Annotated in this window: 8 protein-coding genes; 1 reads left to right on the top strand and 7 read right to left on the bottom strand. The window is 39.7% G+C overall.

The genetic code is table 11. The features are described 5' to 3' along the window. The first annotated feature begins 103 nt into the window (after positions 1–103). Positions 104–1,165, top strand: a complete 1,062-nt coding sequence (locus tag ACWIB3_RS13690) for an Mrp/NBP35 family ATP-binding protein (protein WP_313189484.1) — start codon at positions 104–106, stop codon at positions 1,163–1,165. 78 nt (positions 1,166–1,243) lie between these two features. Here the strand turns inward: ACWIB3_RS13690 and ACWIB3_RS13685 are convergent, their stop codons facing one another. The 7 genes from ACWIB3_RS13685 to ACWIB3_RS13655 all read right to left on the bottom strand — a co-directional run bounded on the left by ACWIB3_RS13685 (position 1,244) and on the right by ACWIB3_RS13655 (position 17,368). After that, positions 1,244–1,750, bottom strand: coding sequence for a hypothetical protein (locus tag ACWIB3_RS13685; protein ID WP_313189485.1), 507 nt, complete (start codon positions 1,748–1,750; stop codon positions 1,244–1,246). Positions 1,751–1,760: 10 nt separating this feature from the next. Continuing rightward, positions 1,761–3,236 (bottom strand): SusD/RagB family nutrient-binding outer membrane lipoprotein, encoded by a 1,476-nt coding sequence (locus ACWIB3_RS13680; RefSeq protein WP_313189486.1) that lies wholly within the window; start codon positions 3,234–3,236, stop codon positions 1,761–1,763. A 10-nt stretch (positions 3,237–3,246) separates the two neighbouring features. After that, entirely contained in the window at positions 3,247–6,393 is a 3,147-nt protein-coding gene (locus ACWIB3_RS13675; RefSeq protein ID WP_454291890.1) for a SusC/RagA family TonB-linked outer membrane protein, read from the bottom strand. Between the two features lie 650 nt (positions 6,394–7,043). Further along, positions 7,044–8,555: a RagB/SusD family nutrient uptake outer membrane protein gene (locus tag ACWIB3_RS13670; RefSeq protein WP_313189488.1), complete on the bottom strand. Its 1,512-nt coding sequence runs from the start codon at positions 8,553–8,555 to the stop codon at positions 7,044–7,046. A gap of 14 nt (positions 8,556–8,569) precedes the next feature. Beyond that, a complete protein-coding gene (locus ACWIB3_RS13665; protein ID WP_454291889.1) occupies positions 8,570–11,773 on the bottom strand; it encodes a SusC/RagA family TonB-linked outer membrane protein in 3,204 nt (1,067 codons plus the stop codon). 962 nt (positions 11,774–12,735) lie between these two features. Further along, positions 12,736–14,184, bottom strand: coding sequence for a SusD/RagB family nutrient-binding outer membrane lipoprotein (locus ACWIB3_RS13660; RefSeq protein WP_313189490.1), 1,449 nt, complete (start codon positions 14,182–14,184; stop codon positions 12,736–12,738). Between the two features lie 13 nt (positions 14,185–14,197). Next, positions 14,198–17,368: a SusC/RagA family TonB-linked outer membrane protein gene (locus ACWIB3_RS13655; protein ID WP_454291888.1), complete on the bottom strand. Its 3,171-nt coding sequence runs from the start codon at positions 17,366–17,368 to the stop codon at positions 14,198–14,200. Positions 17,369–17,766 lie beyond the last annotated feature (398 nt).

Genomic DNA, 17,766 nt, shown 5'->3' with positions numbered 1-17,766 from the left:
GAAAACCGAAGATTATGGTAAAAATATGCAAAAATCATTAAAAACATCATTATGACAAGATATTGAGCTTCTTTCTTTAATTTTGTTAAATTAATTTAAATCCATGATTACTAAAGAACAGATTTTACATGCTTTAGGTCATGTGGAAGAACCAGATCTAAAAAAGGACTTGGTAACCCTCAACATGATCGAAAACATTGAAATATTACCGAATAAAATAAAATTTGATGTGGTACTCACCACACCTGCCTGTCCGCTAAAGGGACATATTGAACATGCCTGCCGAAACGCCATTGCCTTATTTGTTTCCAAGGAAGTAGAAGTTGAAATCAACATGACGGCGAGGGTTCGCGCTGTTGATACCGCCCAATTGAAAAACATCAAGAACATCATCTTGGTTTCCTCTGGAAAAGGTGGCGTAGGAAAATCCACCGTTGCAGCAAACTTGGCATTGGCCCTAGCAAATACCGGTGCAAAAACCGGATTATTGGATGCTGATATCTATGGACCTTCGGTTCCATTGATGTTTGGTGTGGAAGGTGCAAAACCACAGTCATCACAAGGTCCAGACGGTAAAAACAGAATTGTTCCTGTCGAAAGGTATGGATTAAAGCTATTGTCCATTGGATTCTTTACCGACCCGAACCAACCTATCCCATGGAGAGGTCCGATGGCAACTTCGGCAATCAAACAATTGTTTGGCGACACGGATTGGGGAGAACTGGATTACCTGATCGTGGACATGCCTCCAGGCACTGGAGACATCCATATCACTACCGCTCAAAGTTATCCTATTGCAGGAGCGGTGATTGTAACAACACCTCAACAAGTTGCGTTGGCCGATGCGATCAAGGGGATGGCCATGTACCAGATGGAAGGCGTAAAAGTGCCTATCATTGGGGTTATTGAAAACATGTCCTACTTTACACCTGCGGAACTTCCGGACAACAAATATTATATTTTTGGAAAAGATGGTGGCAAGCGACTTGCAGCAGACAACCAAGTACCGTTTTTAGGCGAGATTCCATTGGTTAAATCTGTGGCCGATGCTGGCGATAATGGCTTCCCAATTGCCTTAGATCAGGATGAACCTGTAGCAAAGGCTTTTGCAGACATTGCAGGACGTGTTGCACAGGAACTAAGTATCCTAGCTGCCAAAGCATAAGGGTATCCTATAGAAATTTGAAAGGGACAACATCTGTTGCCCCTTTCTCTTTTTAATCTATGTTTGGTAAAGAATTCATTATTTAGTCAACCAAACCTGTGCTTGAACAGGTATAATTTCCTGGTCATTGTCCAGTTTCAACAGGAACATAAAAGCAATCTGCAATTGAGAAGCCGTAGCATTCGCTTCAAACCTTTCAACTAAAGCACTATTAGCAGGACTACTGGCCTTAAAAGCAGCAATGGTTGTATTAAAGACCGCCCTATTTCCATTTCCAGGAATGGGAGCAGCAATATAAGTTCCCGCTCTCACCCCACCGGCATTAACCGCTGTCGTTCCAGCCAACACCTTAGAAATTTCCTTAATCGTCCTGCCAGAACCTGATGGAATGGTCAACGTAAAACTGATCTCATTCTTACTCAGCGGCTGTGTGATGTAAGGGTTAAACCCATACGTTGTGGCACCTTCATAGGTAACCGGAATATCAGGTCTATTATCCTTATATAGCTCTGTATACTCTTTTTTACAAGCTGAAAACAGCGTGACAAAAAGAGCTATTATGATTGTATTGATTATATTTTTCATCGATTAAAGTTTAATTAGCGTCCCACCATACTTTTACATTCGAATTTGGCACATTACTTCCCTGTGGAAAATTTGGATTACGTTGCTGTTCTGCAAATATATATACTGCGCGCACCGGTCTGGTTCCATCAATACCAGCGGCATTTTGATGGTCTGCCAAAACAGGGTACCCGGTCCGTCTCCAATCGTTCCATTGTTCCAAACCATTCGAGAAAAGGGAAATATACTTTTGGGTAATGATTTTCTCAATCCTTTGGGCAGCGGTTCCTGTCAAGGTCACTTCTGCAGGATTATCAACAAAATACTTATCAATTACTGCGGCTGTTACCCCTGCATCCGACATCGAAGCACGAATCCCCTGTTGATACATAGCTTGAGCATCCCCAGCAATTCCATGACGCACGATGGCCTCAGCAATGATAAAAGAAGTCTGCGCATAAGTAATCAAACGTGTCGGACCCTCGCCACTTTGTCCAGTTACATAGACATTATATTTAGACCTGTCATTAAATGGAGGTGCCGTACCTGCAAAACCATTGTCTAAGGTCACATATTCACCGGTTGGTTTTGTCACAAACTTTTCAAGACGTGGGTCCTTCTTATCGTTCAATAGGGTCACGAAACGGGTACTGATCAACAGGTCATTTTGGAAAAGGGAATTATGTGTCAACGTCCAGATGGGCGCCTGACTTCCAACCTGTCCACCAAAGTTTACCGCTAGGTTTGCCGAATTGCTGTTGATATAGTAATTCTTGCTGATGATCTCCTGTAGGATTGCCTTAGATTGTGCCGGCTCTACTGCGCTGATCTGCATGGCTAATTTCAACAACAGGGAATTTCCTGCACGCTTCCAACTTTCCATATTTCCGCCATACACGATATCATCCACTCGAGGACTTAATGGGCTCTCCTTTTCTAGGTCTGCAAGACCGGAGCGAACCAAGTCAAATAGGTTTCCTAAGGAGCCTTCAACATTGCCCAAATAGATATCCTTTTGTGGGGTTAACACCGGTGTGGTTTTACCCTGATCACCTATCAAGGCCTCATAATAGGGCACATCGCCCCAGACATCGGTGGTCATAGCAAAAGTTAGGGCCAACATGATCTTGGCAACACCTGAATAGGCAGGTCCATTATCTTGGTTAGCCACATCGATCAGTTTACGATAGTTGACCATGGCGCCACCATACAGTTCATAGGACCATTGGTTACCAAAATCATCACCGCTCGTAATATAGCGATCCCAACCCGCAGGGCTTCCAGAAGCTCCAGCGGTAACACTCATGATCGTAGAGGCAAACCTGTTCAATTCATTGGAATTGGCAAATGCAGTACCTGCAAGCGCCGTCGGCAGCAAAGTCGCTGCAGGCACTTTCAATGGGTTATTTGGTGTATCATTGACGTCAAGGAAATTGCTACAGCCGACTAGGGAAAGCGACAGAACAAAAACCGATATTTTCCGTATATTATTTTTTATGATTTTCATTGTTCAATTTTTAGAAGGTAACTCTTAGATTAAATCCATAATTTCTAGCGGTGGGCGCACCGTTCAGGTCCATACCTTGAACATTACCGGCACCTTGTGTATTCATCTCAGGATCACCTGGGAAACCCGGTGCAAACATCCAAAGATTTCTACCGCTTACCCCTACGGATATCTGTCCAAATGGAGTTTTCTGCAATAAGGAGTTTGGTAAGGTATAATTCAAGGAAACCTCGCGCAAACGGTAAGAGGTGGCATCAAACACCGCAGCCTCTGAACCAATACCGCCTAGGCCTTGCCAATAGGCTTGTGAAGAGATCTGTATATCATTTGGTCTATATCCCGTCACGTTTCCATCTGCATCCTTGATTTCGATAACGCCCGGAAGGATCCTTGGCTTATCCCGGTCTACAGCTGTGATATCTACCATCCCTCCGCTGCGCATATCCACTTGGGAGAAAGAGAAAATCTGACCACCTTTTTGGATATCAAATAAGGCCATTAAGCTTAAGCCTTTATAATTGATGGTGTTGGTAAATCCTAAGGTGTAATCTTTTTGCGGACTGGCGATTACTCTATTTCCTATTGCAGGAGCAAATCCACCGGTTACAGGATTGATCAGGAACTGACCCGCATCGTTACGGGCATGCTGCGCACCAACGATGACACCATAAGGATACCCTTCAGCAATGGACGGTGCAATACCGATAAAACTATTGATACCCGGAATTACCGTACTGGTCACTTCATCACCGCCGACTGGGTCCTTGCCAAAAATGGCAACGACATTATTTCTGATCTTGGTAAAATTGAAGTTGATATGCCAGCTAAAATTGTCTTTTCGAACTGGGTATCCCCCTAGCAAAACCTCAATACCTCTGTTTGTCATTTCACCGATATTCGAGGTAAAGGAATTGTATCCCGATGAATTTGACACCGCTACATCAAAAATCTGGCTCGCACTTCTGGTACTGAAATAGGTAAAATCCAAGTCTATTCTATTATTGAACAAGCCCAATTGAGTTCCCACTTCATAGGATGTCACAAATTCAGGCTTTAATTCAGGGTTCCCTATTGTACTTCCAATCTGAAACCCTGTAATACTGCTACCCCCAACAGATAATGGGAAAGTGATATTGGCCGTATTGTTACCATATCCTGCTGGACCATAAACGGAACTCAACAGATAAGGATCGGCATCACGGCCTACTCTTGCCACATTACCCCTGATTTTCCAATAGGATAAGATTTCTCCTCGTAAATTTTCAAAGGCGGTTGTAGGGACAAAGCTTAAAGAGGCAGATGGGTAGAAATAGGTGTTGTTCTTTTCAGGAAGCGTCGAAGATTGATCCGCCCTTCCGGTCAATTCCAAGAATAGGTAATCATTATACCCTAAGCTCAACTGACCATAATAACCGATCAATCTGCGCAAGGTTTTTCCTGCATAAGACGAGGTAAACACAGAGGCATTGCTCACATTGTCAAACATGGGAATAGCCAATGAACTACCAATAACCCCTGAATAGCGATAAGAACGACTATTGATGTTTTGACCTAAAAGCAGGTTTGCATCCAGGCCTTCCATAAAAATATCATCTTTCTTGGCCGTGATCATCAAATCTCCATTTAGTTCACTTCTGAACCTCGTATCTTCATAGATGGTACCCAACGGTGCACGGGCAGCACCTGGCCTTTGGATCTGCGACCTCTGGTCAAAATAGGTATCCGCAGTCACCCTATAGGATGCACTCAACCAATCCGTGAAATCATAGCCCACAACCAAGTTACCATAAGCACGGTCTACTTCGGATTGAAAAAACTCATTCTGAATACTCCATAATGGACTGTTTTGCGTTGGCAAGAAATACTGCCTCTGTCCCGCAGGGCTTAAAATGGGAGTCCCGTGTAAGTCATAGGAAACCGGGATACGGGTAATCTGTCCAAAAGCACTACCACCATTCCCCATGGTTGCTCCGCGCTGGCTAGTTTTCGCATAATTGATGGTACCACTGATCTTAATTCCATTTTCCAAGTTCCTGTTTCCACCAATATTTGCCGTATGCCTGTTGTACTTACTTTCTGGAACAATACCTTTCTGAATGGTACTTGATACACCCGCAACAAAATTGGACTTCTCATCGCCCCCAGCAAGGTTCAATGAATTTTGATAAAAAGATCCTGTTTTATAAAAATCTTTAATATTGTTTGGATACGCTCTATAGGGAACTGTTAATCCTGTACCCCCTTGGATCACTTCATCCACGGTTCCAAATCTTGGTCCCCATGAAAGGGTAGATTGATTATTATAGATGTTCTGTGAACCCTGTCCATACATGTCCTGAAATTTCGGGAGATACCCTACATTTTGGAAGTTCATCGAAGAGTTTAAGGTTACCTCGGTCTTACCGCCTAAGCCTTTACCCGATTTGGTCGTGATCATCAAGACCCCAGCCGACGCTCTTGAACCATATAGTGCAGATGCCGCAGGCCCTTTCAGGATATTGATCGACTCGATATTGTCCGGCGGAATATCATTCAAACGATTGGATGGTTGAGAACCAAACAAGGTATTCTGGCTGTTATCGGTATCATTACTGAAAATAATCCCATCGACAACAATCAAAGGTTGGTTATTACCACCAAAGGAAGTAATACCACGGATATTTATATTGGTCGAAGAACCTGGCTGACCAGAAGCACTTCCGATCGTCACCCCTGCAACCTTTCCTTGCAATGAATTCAAGACATTGGTTTCCGATCGCTGAACTAGGTCTTCCCCACCGACCTTCTGGGTTGCATAACCAATGGATTTGGCTGTTCGCTCAATACCTTGTGCAGTTACCAATACTTCTTCAATGGCTTCATCGCCCCCTTTCAGCACAATGTTTATACTGCTTCGGCCAGCAACCTTCACCGTATGGCTCTGGTATCCTACATAAGAAAACCGCAATGATGCATCTGCATTGGCTGAAATATGGTAGGTACCGTCACTTGAAGTCTGCGTTGCTACAGAAGTACCAACCACACTCACCGACACTCCTGCCAATGGCGTTCCATCACTCGCTGAAGTTACCCTCCCAGTAACCTCTCGTTCTTGTGCATACGCTGTACCGCACAGGCATATGAACACAAAAATAAATTTGAGTAGTCTTTGTTTCATAAATTAATTGTTTAGTAATAAAAGTTTATATATACTTAATATTTGTTTAAATATTAACTTGAAATTGGCTCTAAATAACTTTATTAACTATATATTCTAAATTTCGTTAATATTTTTAACATAATCAAGATAATTAGGTAGGAATTATTAATTTTAGGGAAATTATTAATAAAATAAACCTGAAATCATAAACAATATCTATTGTTTAGATTAATTTTAACCTTCGCTTATTGCGCTCTAGTATAAATTCCGATAGTTATTAAGCAGAAATGGGAATAATGAAAAACAGCTAGGGTGAAAAACAAGTTTTGTATCTATTAATTTCAAGAACTGCCAAATTCAACCCACTCTTATTCGAGACACATTCGGAACTTTGGCTACATGCCTCAATCCTTACACAGTTCCTTTTCAGAAAATCTTCGGAAAATACCGTGGAGATTTCCGAATGATTCCCGAATATGTCTCGAATATGTCTCGAATATGTCTCGAATAAAACCCGATCAGGAGGAGATGAAAATCAGGGCGGAATTGCCCCATATCCTTAAGATCATCGAAGAGGGAAAAGTGCTGTCTGGGGGATAGAATTTTCGGAAATAAAAAAAGCCTTCAGGAAATCCTGAAGGCTTATATAGCAATCAAAAATTAGTCTATTAAATTTGAGGGTTATTTTGAATTTCCACTTGAGGGATTGGGAAAGTCAATTTCTCATCATTGTATCTATAAGATTGACCAGGGAAAGAAAGGTGGTTTGAACCTCTAGTGATGGTCGCTTTATTACGTTTCATCGCTAGGTAACTTTTTCCTTCACCCCAGAACTCGATACGAGTCTGTAAATAGATTTCATCCTTCAAAGCTTGGCCAGAAAGGTTAGAAATATAGTTTACATCTGCTTTTCTTAGGCTCACTACTTTTTTCAAAGACTCAGCAGCAGAAGCGGCATTGTTCAAGTTAGCATAAGCTTCAGCGTTCAAGATCTGCATCTCATCCACACGCATATAGATATAATCCGTAACCACATTTCTTTGACCCATTGCTTTACGCTCTGGTGCGAAGAATTTGTTGAGTGGCATTAAGTTTTTAGCGTTGAATTGAGATTTTCTCACGTCATCAGCAGGAATTTTATCGTAAAGACCTTTGTCGATAGTTTTAGGGTCACCTGCAGCAGCATAGCTATAGGTAAAGTAATCTACCTGTCCCCACCAAGAAACCAAGTCAAGGTTACTCGCTAAGGTCAAGTCAACACCCCACATCCAACTTGGTGTATTTACGTTGTTGAAACCTGACTCAGGGTTTGTTACAATACCATTTTCATTTAGAATAGCAGCAGATTCACGTTTTGTAGTTAAAGGGAATCCTCCATTGGTCAAAATATCATTGGTCAAGGTAACTACTTGTTGCCAATCAGCTTGTGTACCTCTAGCACCTAATGCATAAGCTAACAAACCTTTTGCTACGTATTTGTTGATCTGATCTTTACTTGTTCTGTTGAAGTTATCTAAGTAAGCAATAGATGTATTCAAGTCAGAAACAATCAGGTCATATACATCCTTGGTACTTGACAAAGGTTGGTTAGGCTGATCAGTAGAAGTATAGATCGGCAAGATCATTTCAGAACCAGTACCATATTCTTTAGCATATAAGTTTGCTAGATAGAAATACGAATAAGCTCTCATGGCCTTAGCCTGACCCATAATATGTCTCTGTTCGATATCTTCAGCAGGAATTTCCACATCTGTACCACCCAAAGCATCAATTACCGTATTAGCAGCGAAAATGATCTTGTAGTAATATTTCCAAGCATGGCTAGCTTCTAATTTAGTATAATCAGTTGTCGTGATGTAACGCGCGATTTGATCATACCAACCATAGTTTCTTCCAGCCAATACCATATCAGAACACAACATGTCTGTATAGATGTCATAACCTTTTTGACCAAAGTCGTCATGACTTTCTTCAGCGGCACCTTGCGCAGAGAATAAATTGTACATGGTTGAATAAAGACCTGCAATATTACCTTTTAACAAAGCAGGGTCTTGTTTTGCAGCTTCTTCCAACTGTTCGGTTGAAAGTTCTTCTGTTGGTTTTTCATCCAAGAAGTCTTTACTACAAGAAGCAGTAAACAACAGGGACGAAATCAACACTATATTTAATGACTTTTTCATTGTTTATCTAACTATTAAAATTTAACTCTTAAACCTGCACTTACAGTTGATAAAGGAGAGTATCTGTACATACTTGATGAACCAGCTTGGTGAGTTGAAGGATTGAATCCTTTTCTCGCTGAAGCGATAGCCAAGTTATCTGCAGAAACCCAGATTCCTAATGCTTTTGCACCGATAGCATCTAACACATTAGTTTTGAAGTTGTAACCTAATCTTACGTTGTTCAACATCAAGTAATTTGCAGATGTCAAGAATCTAGTTGATGAAGAGTTTACACCAACATCATTGTCATTATTCAATCTTGGAACATTGGTGATATCACCAGGCTGTTGCCATCTGTTGAACATATCCGTGTGCCAGTTGTTACCACCGATCACATCATTGTTCATCAAGATTGCGTAAGCACCGTCATATGCATATCCACCTAAGCTATACAACATCTGTACGCTTAAATCGAAACCTTTGTAACCTGCTCTCAAGTTCACTGCACCTCTTAATTTAGGGATAGCAGATTTACCAACATAATGTTGAGTTGCTTCAGAGTAAACTGTTGTAGTTCCTTCTTTGATCTCTTTATTTTCTGGGTTGTCGAACAAAGCCAATGAAGTGATCTGCTCACCAGTGTCAAACTGACCGTTTGCATTGTTGTCCGTATAGAATACCTTGAATTGGCTCTCACCAGTTTCAGCATCCACACCTACGAAATCTCTCATGTAGAAATCGTAAAGAGAGTGATCTTTAGACCATCCATAAACCCCTTGGATATCAATTTCCTTAGGTAAGTTTGTGGAAGGTTCGATCGGCATTTTAGTGATTTTGTTTTTGAAACTCTCACCGTTGATACCTAGATCTAAATAGTAATCTTGACCTTTAAGGATGTGACCTACTAAATCAAATTCGATACCTTGGTTTCTTAACTGGCCGTCGTTTACCTTGATTGTAGGGTAACCGATTGATGGACCAACACCTCTATCGAAGATTAAGTTGTCGGTATTTTTCACATAATACTCAATTGTACCAGAGATATAGTTACCTAATTCGAACTCGATACCTGTTTGGAACATTTTGGAAGTTTCCCAAGTCAAGTCCTCATTACCTTTAGTTACGAATGAGAATGCAGGGTTGTTGTTCAAGTTATCTACACTGTACAAGTCGTAACCTGGGTAGTAACCAACACCAGCTTGCTCACCAAGGACACCGTAGGAAACTTTATATTTCAAGAAATTGAAAATATCTTGGTCTTGCATGAAGTCTTCGTTAGATACAATCCAACCAGCACCTACTGAACCAAAAGTTCCCCATTTATCTTTCTTGAACCTAGAAGAACCATCTCTTCTTACTGTTCCGGATAAGTAGTATTTATTTTTGTAATCGTAATTAACCTGTCCGAAGTAACTTTCCAAAGCATAAGCTTCAGTGTACGATTTAACTGGGTTAGAAACAATTACGTTATTGAAATCAAGGATGTTGTTGTCCACTAAGTTGTAACCAGAAGCATTCAAGATATTGCTTTCCCACTTAACAGCCTCATGTGCTACCAATGCTTCCAATGAGTGATCACCGAAATCTTTTCTATAGCGCAATAAGTTCAATAAGTTGAAGTAGTTAAGCTCTGTACGACTTTGGTACAATGAACCGTTTTGAGATGCAGAACTTCCGTAGAATTTGTTTGCACGGTCATTGTAGATGTTGTTATAGTATTGGATACCTAAGGAGTTTTCAAATGTCAAACCATCAATGATATTGAAGTTAACATAGGCTCTACCGTTCAATTCATTACGTTTGTGACGTTTGATGTCATAAGTTGCATCAGCGATCGCATTGGTTAATGAACCAAATTTACGGCCTGAGTTCGTTCCATAATCGTATACATAACCACCGAAGATATTATCATCGATTTTGTTTCCGTTTTCATCACGCTCAAACAAAGGATAGATAGAAGGAATGTTATCTACGAACCAGAAAATACTTCCTGAATCTTCCGATTGACCACCTGTATTTCTTTCTACTTTCGAGTAGTTGGTGTTCATACCCACTGTCAACCAGTCGGTCACTTTATGGTCTAAGCTCAAACGACCTGTAAATCTTTCGAAATCAGAGTTGATTGAATAACCTTTATCGCCTAAGTAACCGAAAGAGGTAAAGTAGTTTGTTTTATCTGATGCACCACCGAATCTAACGTTAATGTCAGTTCTAGCAGCGTTTTGGAAAGCATGATCTTCCCAGTTTTCAGGATCAAACTTTCTAGTTACATTGTTTTTAACCTTTCTAGTTACAGGATCGATTAGATCAGACACTGAACTTACGTTCCAAAGGTTGTTCAATGGATTGATACCTCTTTCTGAGAATAAGTACTCGTTAGCATAAGCAGCACCGTCTTCACCAGCCAATACACCTTCGTTGTACATAGCTTCCCAGCTTAAGCCGATATATTCTTCAGGGGATTTGATCACATCATAACGAGGCAATAAAGACATGTTTGTACCGAAGTTAACATCAGCTTCAATAAATGAGCTCTGTCCTCTACCAGTTTTAGTAGTGATTACGATTACCCCGTTAGCACCTCTAGAACCATAGATAGCAGTTGCAGCAGCATCTTTCAATACCGTTACATTATCGATATCTGCATTATTGATTGAAGTAATGTTACCTGAGAAAGGCACACCGTCAACCACGTACAATGGGTCACGGTTACCGTTAACCGAACCAAAACCACGGATACGTACTGTTGAAGCAGTACCTGGCTGACCTGTAGTATTGGTTACTTGAAGACCAGCGACCTCACCAGCGATTGCCTGCGATACGTTTGAAGTGTTTTTTTGTTGCAATTTCGTACCATCAACCTTTTTTGCAGAACCTGTAAAAGCTTCTTTGGTTGTACTACCGTAACCCACAACGACAACTTCATCTAAAGACATTTCATCTTCTACTAATTGTACATTGGCTGTTGTTTGGTTAGCAACATCAACTCTTTTGGAAGTATATCCAACAAATGAGAAGTTCAATACCGTCTTACCGTCCGCTACAGTAATCGTGAAACCTCCATCTGCGTCTGTCTGAGTAGCAATACTAGTTCCCACTAGCGCTACTGATACACCACTTAAGGGTGCTCCGTCAGTAACCGAAGTTACCTTACCACTCACTTGACGATCTTGTGCGAACGCTACACTAAACATGCAGGTTAACACAAAAATTAAGCTGAGTAATTTGTGTTTCATAAATTTTGCTATTAATTAAAAGTTTTAAAACAGAGTCTGTTAAAATTTGTTAAACAGTCGACAAATATAGACTTACCTTAAATATTTCACAAATAAATTCCTGTAACCTATTATTTTTATCAAATAGGTAACAGAAAAGTTGAAATGTTAACTATTATAAGTTTCTACGTTAAATTTTATAATAATTAGCATCCATTTAATAGTTATTTGACTGAAATGAATAAAACTTTTTTAATATTAACGAGATTATTATTCCCCTATCCTACTGAATTACTGTTATTTAGAAATCAAGATTGAAAATTTGGTAAAATATTGACTCATTTAGATGTTTGAACAAGCTTTTAGGGGAAGTAAAATTATATACACGTTACGACATCGAAATATCTAGAGATCAAAAACGAAACATTCATCAGTGGCTGAACAATAATTCAAAACATCAGTCATCATCATGTTTATTAATCAGAATATAATTTTGATTTATCCAACAAACACCACTCTTATGACAATCTTTATTGAAACACAATAATTCATTCAAAAATATTTATTACATAAAAATTGTAAAATGCATGTTACTTTAATATTATCTCTTGAATTTCTCGGTTAAAATGGATGTTTGAACACAAAAATGAGTTTAAAGCCTTAAAATCCACAATATTTCTTTAGGCGAAATATTGCACACGATTAAAGAACAAAAGTATAATTCATTTCACAAGACCTTGAAAAACAGCTTTTAGGGAGTATGGCAGAGAAAAAAAAACGGGATTGAACACTGTTCAACCCCGATTAATATAAAGGCAGTCTATCTTAGGGCTAAGCATTAACCGCCTATTACAAACACAATATTATTTAGTTACTTATTCAATTTCGATCGGAACATCATAGACATCTACTCGATTTATCTTAAGAACTTGTAAATAAAGGAACCGCCAAAATTTTGGACGGCCCCTTCATAGGTAATATTATTATTTAGTATCCCACCAAAGTCTGGTGTTCAATTCATCTGGACCTTGAGCGGCAACAGCTGCTTCATAGTTTTTACCATTCAAGCCCGATTCCGTATTCGGATATGCCTGACGAACAGGGATCTTTTTGTCGATTGACAAAGGAGCCGGACCAGGATGTAACTCTGGGAATCCAGTTCTTCTCCAGTCCACCCAGCTTTCATAACCATTTGCTTGGTAATTAGCCAACCATTTTTGGGTAATGATCAATTTCAAGCCATTTGCTGCATTGTAAGCAACGCCACTTTGCGTAAAGTAGGATGCAGGCGCAGTTACCCCTTGTTGTTGCATGGATGCATCGATACCTTTTTTGTAAAAAGTAGCAGCGTCTCCAGTTCCCCAACCGCGATAAGCAGCCTCAGCTAACATAAACTGAATTTGTGCATAAGTTGTGATTGGCAAACCATAGTTTTGAGCAGTGAATTTTTTACCGATCAACGAAACAGTTTCTTGGTTCAAATCATCATCCGCATTGGCCAAACCATAAGGCATACCTTTATAACCACCCCCTTGAACCACTTTTTCTGCATAAACTGGCAGGCGAGGATCAGCTAAGTCTTCCAACGTTTCGATCATTTTTTCACTTACCGCATAATCCGTTCTTTTACCAACAAAGTAGTTGTTATAAAGCGGGTTTTGGTTATTGGCATCATTCAGGTAAGCAAAAACAGCGTTGTCAGCATTACTAGCGATTGCTCCTGCAGCATAAGCACTAGCAAACTCCGCTTTAGCTAAATTTGGATCAACATCTGCTAAGTGAATAGCAGCAACCATACGTAAAGAGTTGGCCCATTTTACCCATTTAGAAACATTCCCTTGGAAAAGGATATCACCATTTAATGCTTCACCAGTCTTTAATTGCGCAGCAGCTTCTTTCAATTCTTTCAACAAAGAAGTGTAGATATCCTTTTGTGTATCGTATTTAGGTGTCAATACTTCTTTACCTTTTAAGGCTTCTGAGTACGGCAACATTCCCCATCTGTCTGTCATGTGCAGATAAAAGAAAGCTTTCAAAATTCGAGATACCCCAATTTGGTTATCCGTGCTACCACCTTTTTGAACATAAGGTAAGTTTGCAGTTGCTGGATCAGAGTTTAAATTAAGGATGGTTTGCGCATCCAATAATGGCCCATTGTAATAAGCTGAAAAATCATAGAACTTATTTTGGAACCTAGACTCATTGGTATATTGAATCTCGGCCATATACTGGGGATATATATCCTTTGCCCAACCAGCGATACCGTTTCCTTGGTTACCAATTTGACGGATCACATTACTTATCAACAGCTCGGTATTTGGATCGGCTGGATTATTTGGATCTTTGTTAATCTCTTCAAAATCTTTGGTACAAGAAACTGAAAGACCAATCAAAACAAATCCAAGTATTGTATTTAAAAATTTCTTTTTCATAAACTTAATAGATTTACAGGCTAAACCTTAGATTAAAACCAAATGTCCTTGTGTTAGGCAACTGACCACCTTCAAACCATGAGCCTTCTAAGATGGAAGGGTCAAAGTTTCTGTTTTTAGCATAAATCAAGAATGGATTTTGTGCAATCAGGGTTAATGAAACTTTCTTGAATGGAGTTTTACCAAACATTCTGTCAGGGAAAGTATAACCGATGTTGATTTCACGCATTTTGATATATGATGCATCATATACCCAGTTTTCCCAAATGTTACCTGAGTTCAATTTGTCTTGATATAATTGTTGAACATCCACATACACATCATTAGGAGTTCCATCTTCTTTCACACCATCAAGGAGAACACCACCACCTTGATCAACTGGATCACGTTTAGGGTTTCCTTTATCGTTCACACCTGCTGTTTCTTCGTACAATCCAGAACCATTACCGAACATGGAAGAAATAGACATGTATTTACCACCTTTTTGAAAGTCTAGAGAGAAACCAGCCGTAATGCCTTTGTAGTTGAACTGTGAAGTTAAACCACCTGTGAAATCAGGAAGGATAGAGCCTAGATCGACGTCGCCTGAAGTAGGGACATAAAATCCGTCAGCTCCAACGATTTTTTCGCCTTTTTCATTTCTTTTGAAACCTGAACCAGTCAACATACCGAATGCATCACCTTTACGGGCATTAACAGCAATAACCGGAGCACCAACGAAACCAAATGAGTTTCTGGTACCATCCACTGTAACCCTTAGGTTGTTTACAACGATATTATTTACTGGATCTTCGTATAGTTCAACAACTTTGTTTTTGTTGATACCAATGTTTGCATTCAAGTTCCAGGAGAAGTTATCATTTCTGATTGGTGTACCACCTAATGAGAACTCATGCCCCCAGTTGTCAATTTGACCAGCGTTGATCGCTGTAGTCGCATATCCTGATGCTGAAGTTACCGTCAAAGGAATAATTTGATCTTTCGATGAACGTGTGTAGTAGTTGTAATCAAAAGTCAAACGATCACGGAAGAATCTTAATTCCGTACCTACTTCAATAGATGAAGATAGCGTAGGTTTAAGTTCTGTATTCACCAATTGGTTAGGAACAGTCAATAATGGATTAGAGCCATAAGGGTTTCCGATCGAATAAGTTTGTGCAACCCTGAATGGATCAGTATCCGTACCAACACGAGCGATGGAAGCTCTTAATTTACCATAGCTGAACCAATCGGACTCAATAAATTCAGAGAACAAGAATGATCCCGAAACACCTCCGTATAAATAGGAGTTATTTTTCTTAGGTAAACTTGAAGACCAGTCATTTCTAGCATTAGCTTCTAAGAACAAGAAGTCTCTGAAACCTAAAGTAATGTATCCGTATAGGGAGTTTACTTTATAATCGCTTAAGAAAGAGTTAAGGGTAGGTCTGTTCTTGGACGCTGATAGGGTATACAAATCAGGAACAGCTAGACCACCTGCAGTACGTGCATCAGTATATGTACGTTTGTTTCTTCTGTTTTCTACGAAAACAGCTGCTGCAATATCAAAATCCTGAACCTTAGTCGTATAATCAATACTACCTACGAAGTTCAATTCTTGTTGATTGTTCAAGTATTGGTAGTACTCGTCTTGGCTAAGTGTGTTGGAAGCGATTCTAGAGTTTTGCTCACCGTTAAAGAAGTTACCACGAGCGATTGCAGAAGCTTTCCAGTTTTCATTGAATTTATACACTGCACTTACGTTTCCGTACAATCTTTTTCTGATATCATTCGAAATGTTTTTGTACACATGTGTATATGGGTTGTCCCAGTACTTAGGGTTTGTATTGGTTGGAGAAATCATGTTCCAACTTCTGTACGTACCATCAGGTCTTTGGTAATCTTTAAGATCATCCATGTTCAAGTTTCTTGCAAACCATTGGTTGAATGAACTTTGCGGACCTGAACTATAACCATCGATAGGAGTATTGAAACGGTTTTCAAAGATAAAGTTGAGGTTCGAGCTAACGGTTAATTTATCACTTAAATTCAACGCTGCATTAGCACCTAACCAGTGTTTACCTTGTTTAGAATTAGGCATAACCCCAGTTCTGCTCAAATTGGTATAGGAAAGTCTTGAATTTAGATCATCCGTTCTTTTTGAAACCGCAACGTTAGTACTCGCCGTAACACCAGTTTCAAAGAAGCTCTTTACGTTGTCTGGTTGAGGAGAGAAAGCAGCCAATTGACCGAATTTAGGGTGGGTTGGATCCCAAGCGTACCAAGGCGCGATCATTGATCCGTCCAACTTGTGACCCCAGCTTTCATCTGCTGAGAAGTTGTAATATTGAGCACCATCTAAGGCTTTCAAATAATCGGCATGAATAGCAGGATTGTACTTAAATGTAGAGAACTCTTGGTTGTAACCACCACCATATTCGTTTTGGTATGCTGGTAAGCCATAAACATTTTCAAATGAAGTGGCTTGGTTTACTTCGATACCGATTCCAGGTGTTGCTTTACCCGATTTGGTTTTGATCACGACTGCACCTTCTGCACCACGTTGACCGTACAATGCAGTTGCTGCAGGGCCTTTCAAAACGGATAGGCTTTCGATATCGTCGTTGTTAACATATTCAGGACCCGTGATCACACCATCCACAACGTAGATTGGGTTACCACCTGTCAAGTTGTTAATACCACGGATACGGATAGCTGCAGTACCGAATTTAGCACCAGAACCCGTTCTGATTTGGATACCGGAAACTTTACCCGCTAAAGCTGTGTTTAAATCTGCTTGTCTAGCTTGTGTAAGGTCCTCTCCTTTTACTTGTTGAACCGAATAACCGATTGATTTTCTGGTCCTTTCAATACCTAGAGCAGTTACTACGACTTCTTCCAGGTCATTATCTCCGCCAACCAATCGCACATTAATAGTTGTTTGGGAGCCAACGGTAATGGTTTGGGTTTCATAACCGATATAGGTAAATGAAAGTTTACCATTCGCTGGTACGGAAATTGAATAATTTCCAAATTCATCAGTTTGTGTAGCGGAATTAAGATCCACAACCCTAACTGTAGCGCCTGCAATAGGGCTGCCGTCAGATGCCGCTGTCACTTTACCACTCACTTGCCGATCTTGTGCATGTACGACGCCAATTAGCATAGTACACAGCAACAGAACACTGAGTAATCTTTGTTTCATGTTTCTTGTTTTTAGTTAATAAAAATTGGGTTCTAATTTTTCTTGGCAAAAAGTTAGTATTGTTAAACTAGCGCCAAATCTATTTATATGCTATTGGGGATGCAAAAAAAGGGCATTTATTTTTTGAAATTTTCGAAATTAAACTTAAAACACTATTAAAATTATATTTTATACAGCTTTTGGTTAATTGAAAAGGAGTGATTTTAGGTGTTTTTTATGATAATTGAAAAATATTTCACTATTAATCATTAAATAAAATATATCTGTGTAATAAAAATTAATTTCATATAATAAATGAGGTTAAATTAATTTTACAATAAGAAATTGTTAACCATAACTTATTCGTTTTTCCTAAATGCATTTTTAAACCCGTTTTATCCAATAATCACGTACATTTG

The organism is Sphingobacterium sp. NPDC055431, from assembly GCF_053644255.1.
The sequence above is the reverse complement of the archived record's forward strand: the minus strand, read 5'-3'. Positions and strand labels throughout refer to the sequence as shown.